This is a genomic window from Pseudomonas sp. MF6394, assembly GCF_002018845.1.
GTDB classification, from domain to species: Bacteria; Pseudomonadota; Gammaproteobacteria; order Pseudomonadales; family Pseudomonadaceae; genus Aquipseudomonas; species Aquipseudomonas lactis.
In genome coordinates, this window is record NZ_MVOJ01000011.1 from 75,392 (window position 1) to 90,946 (window position 15,555).

Annotated in this window: 13 protein-coding genes; 5 read left to right on the forward strand and 8 right to left on the reverse strand. The window is 57.9% G+C overall.

The features are described from left to right. Positions 1-139: 139 nt before the first annotated feature. Both MF6394_RS13580 and MF6394_RS13585 read left to right on the forward strand, forming a co-directional pair. Positions 140-469 (forward strand): hypothetical protein, encoded by a 330-nt coding sequence (locus tag MF6394_RS13580; RefSeq protein ID WP_070413457.1) that lies wholly within the window; start codon positions 140-142, stop codon positions 467-469. A 130-nt stretch (positions 470-599) separates the two neighbouring features. Next, entirely contained in the window at positions 600-1,559 is a 960-nt protein-coding gene (locus MF6394_RS13585; protein ID WP_070413456.1) for an ArdC family protein, read from the forward strand. Between the two features lie 137 nt (positions 1,560-1,696). Here the strand turns inward: MF6394_RS13585 and MF6394_RS13590 are convergent, their stop codons facing one another. Next, a complete protein-coding gene (locus tag MF6394_RS13590; RefSeq protein ID WP_007901093.1) occupies positions 1,697-1,894 on the reverse strand; it encodes a DUF7740 domain-containing protein in 198 nt (65 codons plus the stop codon). A 224-nt stretch (positions 1,895-2,118) separates the two neighbouring features. Between MF6394_RS13590 and mobH the strand changes: the two genes are divergently transcribed. Beyond that, entirely contained in the window at positions 2,119-3,843 is a 1,725-nt protein-coding gene (mobH, locus tag MF6394_RS13595) for a MobH family relaxase (protein WP_070413455.1), read from the forward strand. Between the two features lie 748 nt (positions 3,844-4,591). Here the strand turns inward: mobH and lpdA are convergent. The 5 genes from lpdA to MF6394_RS13620 all read right to left on the reverse strand — a co-directional run bounded on the left by lpdA (position 4,592) and on the right by MF6394_RS13620 (position 10,802). Then, the gene (gene lpdA / locus MF6394_RS13600) at positions 4,592-5,983 is read right to left on the reverse strand and encodes a dihydrolipoyl dehydrogenase (RefSeq protein ID WP_078466836.1); all 1,392 of its coding nucleotides are present in this window, start codon (positions 5,981-5,983) and stop codon (positions 4,592-4,594) included. 10 nt (positions 5,984-5,993) lie between these two features. After that, positions 5,994-7,223, reverse strand: coding sequence for a pyruvate dehydrogenase complex dihydrolipoamide acetyltransferase (locus MF6394_RS13605; protein WP_070413453.1), 1,230 nt, complete (start codon positions 7,221-7,223; stop codon positions 5,994-5,996). Continuing rightward, positions 7,223-7,708: a VOC family protein gene (locus tag MF6394_RS13610; RefSeq protein WP_054895865.1), complete on the reverse strand. Its 486-nt coding sequence runs from the start codon at positions 7,706-7,708 to the stop codon at positions 7,223-7,225. Before MF6394_RS13610 ends, MF6394_RS13605 begins: the two co-directional genes overlap by 1 nt. Further along, positions 7,705-9,897, reverse strand: a complete 2,193-nt coding sequence (locus tag MF6394_RS13615; RefSeq protein WP_070413452.1) for an alpha-ketoacid dehydrogenase subunit alpha/beta — start codon at positions 9,895-9,897, stop codon at positions 7,705-7,707. The genes MF6394_RS13610 and MF6394_RS13615 overlap by 4 nt, the downstream gene beginning before the upstream one ends. Positions 9,898-9,959: 62 nt before the next feature. Next, on the reverse strand, positions 9,960-10,802 hold the full coding sequence (locus MF6394_RS13620) for an SDR family NAD(P)-dependent oxidoreductase (RefSeq protein ID WP_078466837.1): 843 nt from the start codon (positions 10,800-10,802) through the stop codon (positions 9,960-9,962). A 434-nt stretch (positions 10,803-11,236) separates the two neighbouring features. On the opposite strand from MF6394_RS13620, the gene MF6394_RS13625 reads away from it, so the two are divergent. Next, the gene (locus tag MF6394_RS13625; RefSeq protein ID WP_070413451.1) at positions 11,237-12,067 is read left to right on the forward strand and encodes a shikimate dehydrogenase family protein; all 831 of its coding nucleotides are present in this window, start codon (positions 11,237-11,239) and stop codon (positions 12,065-12,067) included. A gap of 28 nt (positions 12,068-12,095) precedes the next feature. After that, positions 12,096-12,836 carry an SDR family NAD(P)-dependent oxidoreductase gene (locus MF6394_RS13630; RefSeq protein WP_070413450.1) on the forward strand — a complete coding sequence of 247 codons (741 nt, stop codon included), beginning with the start codon at positions 12,096-12,098 and terminating at the stop codon, positions 12,834-12,836. A gap of 140 nt (positions 12,837-12,976) precedes the next feature. Here MF6394_RS13630 and MF6394_RS13635 read toward each other — a convergent pair whose 3' ends face one another. Both MF6394_RS13635 and MF6394_RS13645 read right to left on the reverse strand, forming a co-directional pair. Continuing rightward, positions 12,977-14,014 carry an AraC family transcriptional regulator gene (locus MF6394_RS13635; protein ID WP_070413449.1) on the reverse strand — a complete coding sequence of 346 codons (1,038 nt, stop codon included), beginning with the start codon at positions 14,012-14,014 and terminating at the stop codon, positions 12,977-12,979. Between the two features lie 291 nt (positions 14,015-14,305). Next, positions 14,306-15,514, reverse strand: a complete 1,209-nt coding sequence (locus MF6394_RS13645; RefSeq protein ID WP_161952160.1) for a DSD1 family PLP-dependent enzyme — start codon at positions 15,512-15,514, stop codon at positions 14,306-14,308. Positions 15,515-15,555: the final 41 nt, after the last annotated feature.

The window sequence follows — 15,555 nt, forward strand, 5'->3', positions numbered from 1 at the left end:
TGATGAACGCCTACTGCTCTTCTGAGCGTCTTCCGAGCCCCGCTCGTCAGGAAAACCCTCTTGATTTTCTTCAACCCACTGCGGGGAAATCTTTTCCCGCACGGGACAGGTTTCTTCGCGTTTTCAACGGAGACATACCATGCCCGACTCACTTACACCGGAAACACTGAACACCCTTCGGTTGCCCATCGTGTTCACACCTGGCGCATGGCAACGCGCAGTACAGCTCGAGCGTTCAGATCACGCGGGGAAGCTGCAGATCGATCGGTTGAGCCACGTATTGCGCGCAGCCTTCGAAGCCCACCTGGCCTATCCACAAAAGCCCTATGTGCTGTTCGAGGTAGTCCACATTGAACCAACCGATCACTTCGACCACGACCCGTTGCTGCAATTGAGTCTCAGCCTACTCCAAGAACCGGGTCAGTCTGGTGCCTTACTGATAGCGCTTGCAGGAGAACACCAGCGCTAAGCGCAATGGGCGGCGCCCACCTCCACACTCGGACGCCATGCAAGACCTGCATCAATCCAGCCCATCACCCAACCGGGGAACCCTCCCCGACGGGCACGGAGTTCCTCCGTTTTCTCTCGAGGAAATTGCCATGCGCGATATCTACCAAGACGTAACTGACAAGATCGTTACCGCGTTAGACCAAGGCGTTGCTCCCTGGATCAAACCCTGGTCCTCAAGTGGCTCAGCTTACATCGGTCATCAACCCTACCCCATCAACGCCATCACGCGACGTCCGTATTCGGGCATCAATTTACCGCTGCTCTGGGCCGAGGCCAGTTTGCAGGGGTTTACTCAGGATCGTTGGCTAACCTTCAACCAAGCCAAAAAAGCCGGTGGGCACATCCGTAAGGGTGAGCACAGCACTCTGGCTGTGCTCTACAAGCCTATGGAGCGCGAGGAACAGACTGAGTCAGGCCAACCCGTACTCGATGAAAACGGTCAGCCCAAGGTCGCTCACTTTGGCATTCTCAGGACGCATTTTTTGTTCAACATCGAGCAAACGGAAGGGCTCGAAACGTTCAACGAAACCTTGCTCGAAGCGTGCCCGACCGCCCCCTTCCTAGCCAACAGTGCTGCAGAAAATCTGCTTTTAAGTACTGGCGCACACATCGTTCATCGGCCTGCCGACGAAGCCTTTTACCACCCGATCAGGGATCTCATCCAACTGCCGACAAAAGCGCAATTTCACGATGAAGGTGGGTACTACGCCACCGCACTGCACGAGCTGACGCACTGGACCGGACATCTTTCTCGGCTGCAGCGCGAGGGTGTGACCTCATCCTGTCCGTTCGGCTCGCCAGGCTACGCGTTTGAGGAGTTGATCGCCGAGATGGGCGCTGCTTTTTTATGCGCTTACGCTGGCATTCAGGGAGAGCTGCGGCATGAGGGTTACATCGACTCCTGGCTCAGCCTGCTCAAAGCAGACAAGCGTGCGATCTTTCGCGCCAGTGGCCAAGCCCGAAGCGCCTCGGAATATGTACTCAACCTGGATCAGCAACTGAAGCAAGCGGTCTTGGATGACTCACTGTGCATGAACGACGTCGCTTAATTGTTACCCCACCACTGCAAACGCTTCACAGGGCCCAACGCGAGTTGAGCCCTTTTTTCTGTTTCCAGAAAACAGACAGCATCATACGGCGGGCCCATCACGCAAAGAATAAGAGAGGGGCGCACACCCGCAGCCTGTCATTCCGCATCCAGATTCTGCGCCAGAAAATCCACCAGCTCGAGCGGACTCCGGCTGTCGATCACCTTGTAGATCAGATCGCGTTTACTGCGCGGCAACTTCTTGACCACGCTCTTCGCTGAAGCCCTGACGGCTTCGTCGGTCCCATGGATACGTGCCGCGAGCAGCAGCACGAGCGTGGCGTCAGTAAGGTTCATGGCAAGACCCAAAAAATAGGCACCGCAGTGTACCGACTCTTTTCTTTTTCGTACCAGCCCCCCAACAAAACGAAGCCTAGCAGTATCGGTATTCCGATTGCCGCACAAAGGGACACGAGCCAAAAAGGACGGGTAAGGGTTGGAAGGGAATGGGGACTCAAGGGTAAGAGCGCTATCCGAAAAGGCGAAAAGGCCACTGACCCACCCACCTTCTGGAGGTCACAATGCTCAGTCTGTTTCGCCGCAAAAGGCAGAAGCCCCCTCCGCTACTGATCGTGAGCGTCGCCGAAGGCTTCCTGCCCATCGAGTCGGCCCACAGCTTGTTAGCAGCAGAGCACCGCCGTCAGTTGCTCGATCGCATCTGGCAATACACTGCCCTCTCCCACGTCCAATTCACCCAACTCTATTTAAATCCAATTCATCGCTACGCCGAACAAGTCCAGCAACTCCCGGCCAGCGAGACGCACCACCATGCTTATCTCGGCGGCATGCTCGACCATGGCCTGGAGCTGGTCGCTTGCAGTTTGAAACTGCGTCAGTCGTATCTGCTTCCCACCGGTGCTGCGCCCGAAGACCAAGCCGCCCAGACTGACGCCTGGTCCGCGGGCATCGCCTATGGCGCCCTGCTGCATGATATAGGCAAGATTGCCGTGGACCTGCTGGTCGAACGCCAGGATGGCCGTGTTTGGCATCCTTGGCAGGGCTCCCTGGATCAGCCCTACCGTTTTCGTTACATCAAGGGTCGTGACTACCACCTGCACGGCGCCGCCGCAGGCTTGCTCTACACCCACATTCTCGACCGCCCAATCCTCGATTGGCTCAGTGGATTTCCGCCACTGTGGGCCAGTCTGCTGTATGTCCTGGCGGGCCAGTACGAACGTGCCGGCGTTCTCGGTGAGTTGGTGATGCAGGCCGACCGTGTTTCCACCGCGCAGAACATCGGTGGCAACCCGAAGAAGGCACTCCTGGCCCCGACGCATTCGCTGCAACATCACTTGATCACCGGACTACGTCATCTGGTTCAGCACGAGCTGAAACTCAACCAGCCGGGTGCCGCGGGATGGCTGACCCAGGACGCCCTCTGGCTGGTCAGCAAGACGGTCACGGACAAGCTACGAGCCTATCTGCTGTCGCAATCGATTGAAGGCATTCCTTCGTCCAACCTAGCGGTGTTCGACGAGCTGCAGTCGCATGGGCTGGTCGAGTCCACCCCGGAAGGTAAAGCCATCTGGACCGCGCTTGTGGCACAGGGAAATTGGCAGCAGAGTTTCACCTTTCTGCGCCTTCAACCAGCACTGATTTGGGGAAACGAAGACCGGCCCGAGGCTTTCAGCGGAACGGTTAGCATTGCAGCCCATGACCACTCAACTGACACCCAGATACCAACACCAGCGCCCGAGACAGTCAGTGCACGATCAGGTCAAAGCCAACCGCAGCCGGATCCCACGGCGCTAGAGGATGCCGATTACCTCGGCACGCTGCTGGACATGTTCGAGTTGGAAGAGCCTGAGGCCAGTGACGCACCGTCAGAAAGCGCTCTCGAAACTTCAACCCTCCCTTCGGATAACCCAGGCCAAGCTTTCTTGGATTGGGTCAAGGAGGGTATTCAGAGTCACAAGCTGATCATCAATGACAGCAAGGCCAAGGTTCACACGGTGGGCGGTACCGCGTTCCTGGTCACCCCCGGAATTTTCCAGCGCTATGTCCAGGAATTTCCAGGTATCGCCCACGGTGCGAACGACGGCGTCGACGAGTGGCGCTGGGTACAGAAACAGTTTGAGAAACTGAAGGTCCATCGAAAGCGTGACAACGGTCTGAATATCTGGGCTTGCCAAGTACGAGGACCCAGGAAGAAAACCATCCTGAAGGGGTATCTGATTGAGGATCCAACGCGCTTTTTTGAATTGATACCGCCTGATAATTCTTTTCTCAATATCGAAACAAATTAAATTTCCAGAGTGCCCATTTATCGGAGGTTAAAAGCCAATCGGCCATTTGGCAGCGGATATGTTCGAAGCGCTGAACACCCGCTGCACGGACATTGTCCATTCTTATCCAATTACAAACCCAGCATGTGAGTAGATCCTTCATCGCCGATTGGACTCGAAGAAACGGTATTTCGAGGTTACCAACGAGTTGCTCGAAGAGTTCATCGCCAAGCTTCATGAGGTAAGTGTCAAGCTTTACGAAGTCCTCGCCATCATGAAGCTAGAACTGGGCGACTGAGCGCCTATCATCTGCCCTCACTAACGTACCCGAACGTCAAGCGGGATCAAAGTTTTGGCGACCACGGCGGCGTGCCCGCTCCATTACTGTTGGGATATTCTGCCTGGAGACCTTCGCGCAAGATGTGATTGCTCCCGTGACCAGCCCACATGCCAAGCGAGCTTCATCCCGAAGCAACGCCCATCCCTGCCAAGGAGTGCACTATGCCAGCCAATTACCCTCCGGAGTGGTTTCAGATGGGGGACTTCCGGCGGCGTCGACTATTAGCCTGATGCGACTCACTAAATCATAGCCTGCCCCTTCCTGTGGCCGCGAGCTTGGTTATTGCGGACTATGTCGATCCCCCTACCCTGGCCAGGCGACTCCCTGACTGAAATCCGCAAAGCATGCAGCCGGGCCGAAGTATTCTCGGCGTCCGCCGACCATACACGACCCGACCTCCTAGCTCGTCACTCAGACCAGGATAAAAACTCAGATATGCAGAGTTCGTTCGTATGCTGCCAGCACGGCTTCATGCATGGCTTCAGACATCGTCGGGTGCGGCAGGATACTTTCGATCAGTTCGGCTTCGGTAGTCTCCAGGCCCCGAGCGATGGCATAGCCCTGAATCATCTCGGTGACCTCCTCGCCAACCATGTGGGCGCCCAGCAATTCGCCGCTGTCAGCGTCGAACACAACCTTGACGAAGCCCTCCGTGGCCCCCATCGCAATCGCCTTGCCATTGGCCGCGAATGGAAACTTGCCGACCTTGAGCGTCTTGCCAGCAGTGCGAGCCTGGGCCTCGGTGTAACCGACGCTGGCGATTTGCGGGTAGCTGTAAGTACAGGCTGGCACGCTGCGGGGATCCAAGGGATGGGGGTTCTGGCCGGCGATCTTCTCGACACAGATCACTGCTTCGTGGCTGGCCTTATGCGCAAGCCATGGAGCTCCCGCCAGATCGCCGATCGCGTAAACACCCGGCTCGCCCGTGCGGCAGAACTCATCCACCAGCACATGGGTGTGCTGTACTTTGATCTTGGTCCCTTCCAACCCCAGGTCGTCGACATTGCCAACAATACCTGCAGCCACTAGCACCACGTCTGCCTGCAGGGTCTCATTGCTCTTGCCTTCAAGGTGCAGATGCACCGTGCCCTGCTCCACTTTGCTGCTTTTGAGAGCACAGCCGGTGTGTAGGTGGATACCGTCCCGAATCAGGGCCTTTGCCACATGGGCACTGACCTCTTGGTCCTCCACCGGGAGAATCCGATCGGCCATTTCCACCACGCTCACCTGCGCGCCAAGAGCGTGATAGAAACTGGCGAATTCGATACCGATCGCGCCAGCGCCAACGATCACCAGCCGTTTGGGTACGCTTTCCGGCACCAGTGCCTGACGATAGGTCCAGAAGTGCTTGCCGTCCGGCTCCATGCCTGGCAGCCCGCGCGCCCGCGCTCCGGTTGCCAGAATGATGTGCGGTGCGCTCAAGCTGAGATCACCCTGCTCCCCGGACACTTTCACTTGCTGGGGCCCATCTAGCCGTGCATGTCCATTGAATACCTGGACGCGGTGCTTTTTCATCAGCCCACTGACGCCCCGGTTCAACTGGGTCGCGACATCGCGGGACCGCTTCACGATAGCCTTCAAGTCAGGTTTGGCGGAACCGACCTCGATACCAAAGCTGGCCGCACTGCCGATCAGACGCAGCACGTCGGCACTGCGCAACAGGGCCTTGGTAGGAATGCAGCCCCAGTTCAGACAGACCCCACCCAACTGCGCTTTTTCCACTACCGCCGTGCGCAGACCCAACTGGCTGGCACGGATGGCCGCCACGTAACCACCAGGCCCCCCACCGACGACGATTACATCGAATTTCACTTCACTCATGGAACATCCCTCAAATCAGCATACCCAGCGGGTTTTCCATCAGGCCCTTGAACGCTGCCAGCCATTGGGCCGCCAGCGCTCCGTCCACTGCTCGATGATCTACTGAAAGGGTGCAACACAACACCGAACCAACGCGCAGTTCACCATTTTCAACCACTGGCTTTTTCTGGGTCGCGCCCACCGCCAGAATGGCTGCGTGGGGTGGATTGATGATGGCGCTAAACTGCTCGACGCCGAACATCCCCAGGTTACTGATGGTGAAACTGCCGCCCTGGTATTCCTCGGGGCGCAGACGTCCATCGCGGGCCCGTCCGGCCAACTCCACCACATCCGCGCTAATTTGCGAAAGCGCCTTACTGTCGGCATTACGCACTACCGGTGTGATCAGGCCGTTATCGGTGGACACCGCTACGCAGACATCCGCGTGGTGGTAGCGCCGCAACGCCGTTTCGGTCCAGGTCACATTCATCTCCGGAACCTGTCGGAGGGCGACTGCAACCGCCTTGACGATGAAGTCGTTGATTGAAATCTTTCTCGGCGCTTTCTGGTTGACCTGCTCGCGCAGGGTAAGCAACGCCTCCATCCGGCATTCCACCTCGAGATAGAAATGCGGCACTGTGGACTTGCTCTCGACCAAGCGGCGAGCGATAGTCTTACGCATGCTGCTGTGCGGGACTTCCTCAAAGTCGACGGCCGATATCGAAGGTTCAACGGCTGCGGACGCAAGGCTAGCGACGGCGACCGCTACGGCCTCGACGTCGCGCTTGACGATTCGCCCATTCGGACCGCTGCCCTTGAGAGTCGTCAGTTCAAGCCCCATGGCCGCTGCCAGACGGCGCGCCAGAGGACTTGCGAAGATTCGCCCGTTGTTGCGCGCGTCAACTACCGGCGTCTTATCAGCCCGGGACTGAAGTTCAGGTGCGTCCTCTATTACCGACTCATTGGCCGCCGACAGCGCACCGGCCTTTGCAAGCAGTTCGTCGATATCTACATCGGTTTCGCCTCTGGCAAACAGCACCCCAATCGGCGCGCCCACTTCCACTTCGCGTCCCGGTTCGACCAGGATCTTGCCAAGCACCGCTTCTTCTTCAGCAGTCAACTCGACCAGCGCCTTTTCGGTTTCGATCTCGGCGATGCAGTCTCCGGTGTTGAACGCGTCGCCTTCCTTGAGGGTCCAGTTCTGGATCGCGGCGTGGGTCGTATTGGCCGACACCTCGGGCATATGTAAGAGCTTGGCCATCAGGCACTCCGGTCGTTAAACAAGTCTGGACGGTAGGCGGCGATATCAGCGTACTCGACCAATTCCAGCACGTTGCCTTCCGGGTCCCGGCAGAACAGCGCCTTCACATCAGGACGCAGCTGGATCGGCACGTCGCCGGCGAAGAAGCTCGCGCCGGCATTTTTCAGCTCGTTTACTAGGCTTGAAATGTCTTCCACGATGAATGTCAGGTAGCTCGCATTTTGGCGGTCCAGGATCAACCCCTGCTCGTGGTGGGTCGGGGTGCGCTCTGGCGCCAGCAGCTTGATGCGTTCGCCGTAGGGCGTCTGCAGACGCATTACGCTGTAGCCGCCTTCACTCAAGCCCACCTGTTGCGCGGCGGAGGCCGGCATTTGCACCTGGGCGACAAAGGTAAAACCCAGCACGTCCTGATAGAAACGACTGAGGGCAGGAAGATCGACGCAGCAAATTCCTACCTCCATTGGTACCAGCATCTTTACGCTCATTGGTGTGCCCCTTTTTCGCGGATGACCAGTTGCAGGCCTTCGATGACTTCCTCGGTACGCGCGCAAGCGGCACGTTCCAGGACTTTAGAAATACTCGGCGAGCCTTCGCCTCCGGTCACGCGCTGGATCGGCTGGTCAAGCCAGTCAAAGCAACGGCGCTGCAGTTCGTCCGCAAGCCAACCACCATAGGACGTACCCCGAGCCCCCTGCTCGACAATCAGCACGTTGTTGGTCTTGCGGATACTCGCCTCAACCGTGGTCCAGTCAAAGCTGGCGCGGTCGAGAAAACGCAGGTCAATGACTTCGGCATCTATGCCAGTCTGTTCTACCGCTTCCATAGAGTGTCCTACCATGCTCAAGTACGTGAGGATGGTCAGTTCACGACCTTCACGGCGCACGGCTGCTGTGCCGAACGGGATCTGATAGTCCAGGTCATCCACCGGCACTTCACCGCTCTGGCTGTACAGGTCGACGTGCTCGATCACTAACACCGGGTCTTTGCAGGCCAGCGCGGCATTCATCAAGCCGATGTAGTCGAACGGCGTGGAAGCCGCAACAATGCGCCATCCAGGATTGGTCACGTAGATACCGGCCGGGTCCATGGAGTGCTGCGAACCATAACCTGTGCCCATGGCGATCTTGGTGCGCAGCACCAAGGGGACGTCGCTTTGCCCGCCGAACATATGCCGAGCCTTGCCGATCTGGTTGAACACCTGGTCGGCGGCGACCCACATGAAGTCGGGGTACATGAACTCCACTACTGGTTTAAATCGTCCATCCAAGGCCATGCCACCACCCAATCCGCAGAAGGCGTTCTCGCTGATGGGGGTGCCGAGGATGCGCTCTGGAAAAAGCTCTTTCAGACCGCGGGTAGCGCCGTTGGTGCCACCTTTGAGACGGTGAACGTCTTCCCCCATGACGACGATACTGTCATCAGCTTCCATGCGCCGGTTCATAACGTCGGCGATAGCATCGATAAACTTGCGCTGCTCCAGGCTGCCACGATAGCTCGCCTGCTCACAGGTGTGGGCATCGGCCAACTCGCTTAAGTCGCCACGAATACCCACATCACGAAAATCAGGCGAAGGCCACAACTGAGGTCTAATCCTCCGCTTGCCTGGTTTGCCTGCGGGGTCAGCTTCCAGCAGTGCGGCAGCCGATTGGGCCATTGCCAACTTGACGGCTTCACGCAGGTCGGCCAAGCCGGCATCGTCGATCAACTTGCGCTCTTTCATTTCCCGGGCCAACCGCTCCAGGGGATCACGGGCGCGCCAGCCCTGCTCTTCTTCCTTGCTGCGGTAGCCGAATGCGCTGCCGGGGAATGGACCGTTCTGATGGAAAAACCGGTACACATCGGCCTCGATGATGGTCGGACCGTTACCGGCGCGCATATGCGTCAGCGCTTGCTGCATGGCCAAATAAACTGCCAGCGGATCCATGCCGTCGACTTTCCAGCTCGGGATATTGAAGCCCTGCCCACGTGCCGACAGTCGCGGCTCGGCGGTGGCTTCCTCAACCGTGGTGGAGACCGCGTATAGGTTGTTCTCGATGAAAAAGCAGAGCGGCAATTTCCAGGCCGCCGCCAGGTTCATGGTCTCCAGCACCGAACCGATGTTCACTGCGCCGTCACCGAAGTAGGTGATGGCTACGGTATCGGTGCCGGCATGCCGATGTGCCCAGGCGGCACCCGCCGCAAGTGGCACGCCACCACCGACGATGGCGTTGGTCCCCAGCGCACCGGCCTCAGCCCACTGCAGGTGCATGGAGCCGCCACGGCCTTTGCAGAATCCCTGGGACAAGCCCAGAATTTCCGCCAGGGTACGTTGCAGCAGATCCTGGATGGGGGCTGTTACAGGTACTTTCGGATCAATTCCATCAGGCATCAGGTATACCAGTGCCTTGGCCAGGAATTGGTGATGACCACGGTGCGAACCATTGACTTCATCCGCAGCGCCCAGGGCGACAATCGAACCCACCGCGCCTCCTTCCTGACCGATACTCGAATGCGCAGGACCATGCACCAAGCCTTCACCGGCTAATTCAAGGACGGTCTCCTCGAAGGCACGGATCAAGTGCAACTGGCTGAGCATGGTACCCAGCAACGCAGGGGAGGCCTGCTTCCAGTCGGCGTCAGTGGAACTGAGCTCGACCCACGGCGAGGCCGACGATAAGGCAACACTTTTCGGCATTTCACTTCTCCACAATGGTTCAAATCGACAGGCTACGGCGGACCGGCAAAACGAAGGGCAAGTTAGAAACCATTGGCGGTCCAACCGCCGTCCGACACGTAAATCTGCCCGGTGATGAAGGTTGCGCTGCTGGATGCGAGGAAAAGCGCCAGTTCTGCCATCTCGCCAGGTTCGCCGAGGCGTTGCAGCGGTGTACGCTTGCGCAGAGCCTCGACGTCCAGGCGTCCGGCCCGCTGCAGTTCATCCACCAGCGGCGTGCGGGTATAACCAGGGCCGATGGCGTTCATGCGGATACCGTGCCGGGCCCATTCCACCGCCAGACACTTAGTCATGGAGACCACGGCGGCCTTGGTCGCACAGTACGCTGTGCGGTCAGCGGAGTGAGAAACCCCCCACATCGACGAGGTGTTGATGATTACGCCAGCCTGCTGGTCGATCATGTACCGAGCCGCCGCCTGGGCGCAGAAAAACACACTGTTGAAGTTGATCTCGATAGCCCGTCGCCATTCGGCGGGTGTGATATCCAGGGATGGCTTGTTGATCGACACCCCCGCGTTGTTGAGCAAGACATCAATGCGCCCGAAACACGCCTTAGCGTGAGCGAAGGCGGCCTCTACAGCCGCTTCATCGGTGACTGACGCCTGAAAACATTCGACACGGGTCGTCGGGAAACGATGCTGCAACGTGATCTTGGCGTCTGTCATGGACTGGTCATTGATGTCAATCAGCAGCAGGTGCGCGCCATTACGGGCAAAACCTTCGGCCAGGGCCAGGCCAATACCGCTGCCGCCACCGGTAACCACGACCACCTTGTCTCGGATTCCGGAGTAAGCGCTGTGCTGGAAAACGGCTGAATGGTGCTCGGACTGTTCGGGCGTAGCGGGAGTGTGATCTGTATGGGACATGATGTTCTCACTTGTTATTATTTATGGTCATACATCTTTAGTTACTTGTCAGACCAGTTATCAAAAATAACTCTCAGCCTGGGGTATGTCAAAGTGTTTTGCTGAAAAAATATCGCCCCACCAGCCAGATCGGCTCCAGGCGCATCGATGTGTAGCTGCAGGACAGAATGGCCTGCGGCCCTTGACACCGAAAAGCGAAGCCTCCTACTATCCTGTCAGACAACAATAAAATATGTCAGACAGGTTAGTATTATGAGTCCTATTAGAGCGCTGTTGCGCACACTGGCTTCAATGTTCCACCCCGCCTGCGCCAACCCTGGCCACGGTTCGCCTCCCTCCCAACTCCCGATCGATTTTTTTCGGATCTGCACCCTGTGCCCAGGTATGCGTCTCGCCCATCCATGCGCGCTCACACTCCCATCTTTGAGGTTTCCATGCACATCAGTGGCCAGACACAACTGATCGGCATCGTTGCCGATCCGATCGCCCACGTAAAAACCCCGCAGGTGATCAACCATAGCGCCGCCAATCAGAGCCTGGACTTGGTCTGCGTGCCTCTGCACGTACGCGGCGCGAACCTGCGCAAGGTACTGCTCGGGATATCCGGCATTGCCAACCTGCATGGCCTGGTGGTGACCATTCCATACAAGGAAAGTATCGTTGAATTCTGCGACGAACTGACCGACACCGCACAGCAAGTCGGCTCGGTCAACGCGGTAAGGATCGACCCCGAGAACGGTCGGCTGATCGGTGGCAACTTCGACGGCGAAGGTATGCTCGCCGGGTTGCACCAGCAGGGGCACCGGCTGGAAGGCAAGCGCGTACTGCTGGTGGGAGCCGGCGGTGCTGGCAAGTCGATTGCCTGGTCGATTGCCAAGCAAAGCCCCGCTCGACTAGCGATCTACAATCGCTCCCCGGCTCGTGCTGAGGCCCTATTGGAACGCCTGAAAACGCAGTTCTCCGACATTGATTTGAGCGTGAGCGACGGCAATGCGCAGAGCTTCGACGTGATCATCAACGCCACGTCGCTTGGGCTCAAGGACGACGATGCCCTGCCTCTGGATCCGGGTACGCTGCGGGCCGGTGCTCTGGTCTGTGAAGCAGTCATGCGTTCAGGCGACACCGCGCTGCTGACAGCGGCACGGGAGCGCGGCTGCCGCGTTCACCATGGGCAACACATGATCTACGGCCAGATCGTGCAGATTTGCCGCTTCCTTGGCGTCGACCTGCAGCACGAAAATGTGGCGCGCATTCTCGGACCATGACCCCCGGTATCCCTTTGGAGAAACGACCATGTACGATTTCAACAATCGCGTCCTTCTGCTCACAGGTGCCAACGGTGGAATTGGCCGTGAAGTAGCGAAACTGTTTTATCAATGCGGCGCATTTCTGGTACTTACAGACCTGGATGGCGACGGCTTGGCGGATTTTTCCCTGGAACTCGACCCCAGCGGAGAGCGCGTCGTTACCCTGCGGATGAATGCGGCCAACCCTGAAGATTCGGCCAAGGCGGTGCAATTGGCCATAGATCGCTTCGGTGGCATTGACTTCCTGGTGCCTTCGGCCGGTTTGTACCAGTCGCAACCGATTCGGCAGATGACCGATGAACAATGGCGTCAGACCCTGGGCATCAACCTCGACGGCGTGTTTTATCTGTGTCGTCGGGCGATTCCTGCATTGCGCGCCAACAGCGCGATCGTCAACCTGACTTCGATAGCTGCCCACCGCGGTGCGTTTTCCAACGCCCATTATGGTACCTCCAAGGGCGGCCTGCTAAGCCTGACTCGCGCCCTAGCCCGTGAACTGGGTCCGAAAACCCGCGTCAACGCCGTATCCCCCGGCATCATCGAAACCCCGATGACTCAAGCTTTGATCGCCACCCGTGGCAGCGACTCAGTGGAACAAACCCCTCTCAAACGTCTTGGCCAACCCAGCGAGATTGCCTCGGTGATAGCTTTCCTGTGCAGCAGCGGCTCGAGCTTCATTACCGGTGAAGTGCTGCATGTGAACGGCGGGTTATACATCGCCGGATGAGCGCCGTCCCCTCCCTGTCCTTTCAATGAGGACGGGGAGGTACTGCTCAACAATGCGCCGCCCCCCCGTATTTTCGATGACCGTCACACCCTACTTCAGCAGCACATATACTGTCCTTGCATACGGACCGCTCCTAGGAATTATGCAAGCCCGCGTCCTTCACCACGAAACGCACTGGGACTCAACCCGGCCCAGCGCTTGAATGCTCGCCGAAAACTGCGAACATCGCTGTAGCCCACCTCTTCCGTGATTCGTTCGAGAGTCAGGCTTGGGTTACTCAACAAACTCATAGTTCGTGCTCGGCGCACCTGCTCGCGCAAGCTTTCAAAGGTCAGCCCATGCTCGATCAGCCGTCGACGCAAGGTGCGCCCACTCATATTTAAGTCACTGGCCACCTTTGCCAGCTGGCTACGCTGCAAATCCCGGAAAATTGCGCGCTCTACCGCTTGAATCAAGTCCATTTTCTCATGCAATTGAGTGCTTTCCTGCTCCAGTAAATCTAAGGCTTGGCGCAGCGCCAGCGCGTGATGATTGGGAAGGCGCACGTCCATCCAGTGACGAGCCAGGACCATACGATTATGCAGACCACCGAACCGCACATCTGCGCCAAATATATGGAGATATTCATCTATGTAAAGCGGCGCGGTATGCCTGAATTCTACCCGCAAAGGCGCGAAATCTTGCCCCAGCAGAGCTCTGCCATACACCATGAGGCTGGCCAGGAACTCCTCGCTCACAAACACCTGCACCTCTGCGTCGGGCAGCAAGCATTCGACGTCGACGAAGACTTCCTGTCCGCATTCATAGGTATGTGAAGAGGCGATCGCACCAGAGGTATGCTGATGGCGTTCGCCAATTGCAAAGGCATCGCGCAAGGTCTTGCACAGCGAAACGACATGGCCGAGCAGGCCCAACGTACCGAGTACATTCTGATACCCGACCCATAGCCCCAACCCCTGATCGGGCAGTACCTTGAGTGCGCGCTGAATCATCGCGACCGCCTGGCGATAGGAGACTCTCTGGGCCGGATCGTCCAGATCAGCCAGGCTAAAACCCAAACCGCGACAAAGATGTTCCGCGCTTACCCCTTTTTGCGCGACCACTTGCCCGAGGGCTTGCAGCAGAAAGGTTGACACAAGGGCCATGTCATGATGTGGATCAGCCGGTTTCCTTTGCATGGCGCTTCGATTCCCGACCGAATTTTTCAGTTCTTGTTTTGGACAACATGATAACAATCATAGGCCCTTGCAAGAGGTGCTGCATTCTTGGCAAAAATTGTCCGCTAAAGTCCCCCATATGGCCGCCATTACCCTACCCTTCCGCGCGATGAGGGCTTATTACAGTCAGCTCTTTAGAGGCCAAATGGACATGAGCAAGAACTTGACTCTGGTTACAGCTCAGGAGCCCCCTCCCCTGTAAACCGAATCTGAAGTGGTGGAAAATTTTCCCCAAAGCTCTATAGCAGATCTTCAGATGTAAACGGGCCAAGTGTCGACGATCTTCCCGCCCCGTACTGCCAGCAACTCCCCAAACTGCAACAGCACAAACTCGCTCTGGGTCGGGCGCAGAAACACCTGGTCTTCCACGTTCAGCCCCACCTTAGGCGAACCATTGACCATCTCCTGATTGGAACTGCGCCCGTATAGGTTATTACTCTGCAACCCTTTGGGCGATTCAAACTCAGCCATCCAGTTCCCCCCATAAATAAAGAACGTGGCGCGCTGATTGGCATCCCACCACGAGAACAACCGCGACTTGCCGTCCAGCGCCGGAATATCCACTGGCCCGGTGCTCTTCAACACAGGCGTGGCGATATAGGTCGCCGGCGCATGCTCACTCAACGACGGTAAGTCATAGTGCGTCGGCTTGAGCAACGCGGTGCCCACCGACACCTCGCTGCTGAGTTTTTCCTGCTCGTGAATGCGATAACTCGGGCTGCCCGCCGTGTTCAACGTCAGCCCGTCACGCCACAGCGGCGCAAAGTGCTGACGGGTGTAATCCACATAGCCGCTGTAGCGTTGCATGACTTTCTCGAACAAATCCTGAGGCGAACCCAGAATCCCCGGCACGCCCATCCCCACAAACGGGTCGTAGCCCATGAACCCGCTGAATTCCAACTGCTGCGGGTGCGCGCTGATCAGCGTCAGCATCTGCCCCAGCACCGCGTTGTCGCTGATGCCGCCGCGATGCAGGCCCACATCCAGTTCAATATTGACCCGCAGTTTCGTGCCCAACCCCTGGGCAAGCGTCAGGTATTGCTGCAGGCGCTCAGGCGTGTCCAGCAGCCATTGCAACTGCCGGGACGGATCGAACGGGCCTTTGTGAGTTTGGTAAAACAGCTCGGCCGATTGCACCGGCAACGGCTTGCCCATGAGCATGTCGGCCTCGGGAAACGCCAGCGCATCGTGATTGAGAAACGGCTGGTGAAACGACATCAACCGCTGCGTCCCGGCGCGCTTGGTGATGTAGGCCAGTAGCCCCGGCGACGGCAGGGACTTTTCTACCAGCCGTAAGTGTTTACTGCCTCGTTTGACCGACTGCATGACCACATCGATGTTGTGGTCCAGGCGATCTAAGTCGATCAGCATCACCGGGCGCATCGGCCCGTGGGCCTTGAGTTCGGCGTTTAAAGTGCGGAAGTAATCGTTGTAGGGGCTGCCCCGGTCACTTGGGCGCAGCAACCAGGCACCGGCGGCCAGCAAAGCGCCAGTGCCTAGTA

Bases quoted from the DNA above. Each gene is read 5' to 3' on its own strand.
- MF6394_RS13610 (WP_054895865.1), bottom strand. From the start codon at position 7,708: ATGAGCGTAAAGATGCTGGTACCAATGGAGGTAGGAATTTGCTGCGTC.
- MF6394_RS13580 (WP_070413457.1), top strand. From the start codon at position 140: ATGCCCGACTCACTTACACCGGAAACACTGAACACCCTTCGGTTGCCC.
- MF6394_RS13625 (WP_070413451.1), top strand. From the start codon at position 11,237: ATGCACATCAGTGGCCAGACACAACTGATCGGCATCGTTGCCGATCCG.
- MF6394_RS13605 (WP_070413453.1), bottom strand. From the start codon at position 7,223: ATGGCCAAGCTCTTACATATGCCCGAGGTGTCGGCCAATACGACCCAC.
- mobH (WP_070413455.1), top strand. From the start codon at position 2,119: ATGCTCAGTCTGTTTCGCCGCAAAAGGCAGAAGCCCCCTCCGCTACTG.
- MF6394_RS13635 (WP_070413449.1), bottom strand. From the start codon at position 14,014: ATGCAAAGGAAACCGGCTGATCCACATCATGACATGGCCCTTGTGTCA.
- MF6394_RS13630 (WP_070413450.1), top strand. From the start codon at position 12,096: ATGTACGATTTCAACAATCGCGTCCTTCTGCTCACAGGTGCCAACGGT.
- MF6394_RS13615 (WP_070413452.1), bottom strand. From the start codon at position 9,897: ATGCCGAAAAGTGTTGCCTTATCGTCGGCCTCGCCGTGGGTCGAGCTC.
- lpdA (WP_078466836.1), bottom strand. From the start codon at position 5,983: ATGAGTGAAGTGAAATTCGATGTAATCGTCGTCGGTGGGGGGCCTGGT.
- MF6394_RS13620 (WP_078466837.1), bottom strand. From the start codon at position 10,802: ATGTCCCATACAGATCACACTCCCGCTACGCCCGAACAGTCCGAGCAC.
- MF6394_RS13585 (WP_070413456.1), top strand. From the start codon at position 600: ATGCGCGATATCTACCAAGACGTAACTGACAAGATCGTTACCGCGTTA.
- MF6394_RS13590 (WP_007901093.1), bottom strand. From the start codon at position 1,894: ATGAACCTTACTGACGCCACGCTCGTGCTGCTGCTCGCGGCACGTATC.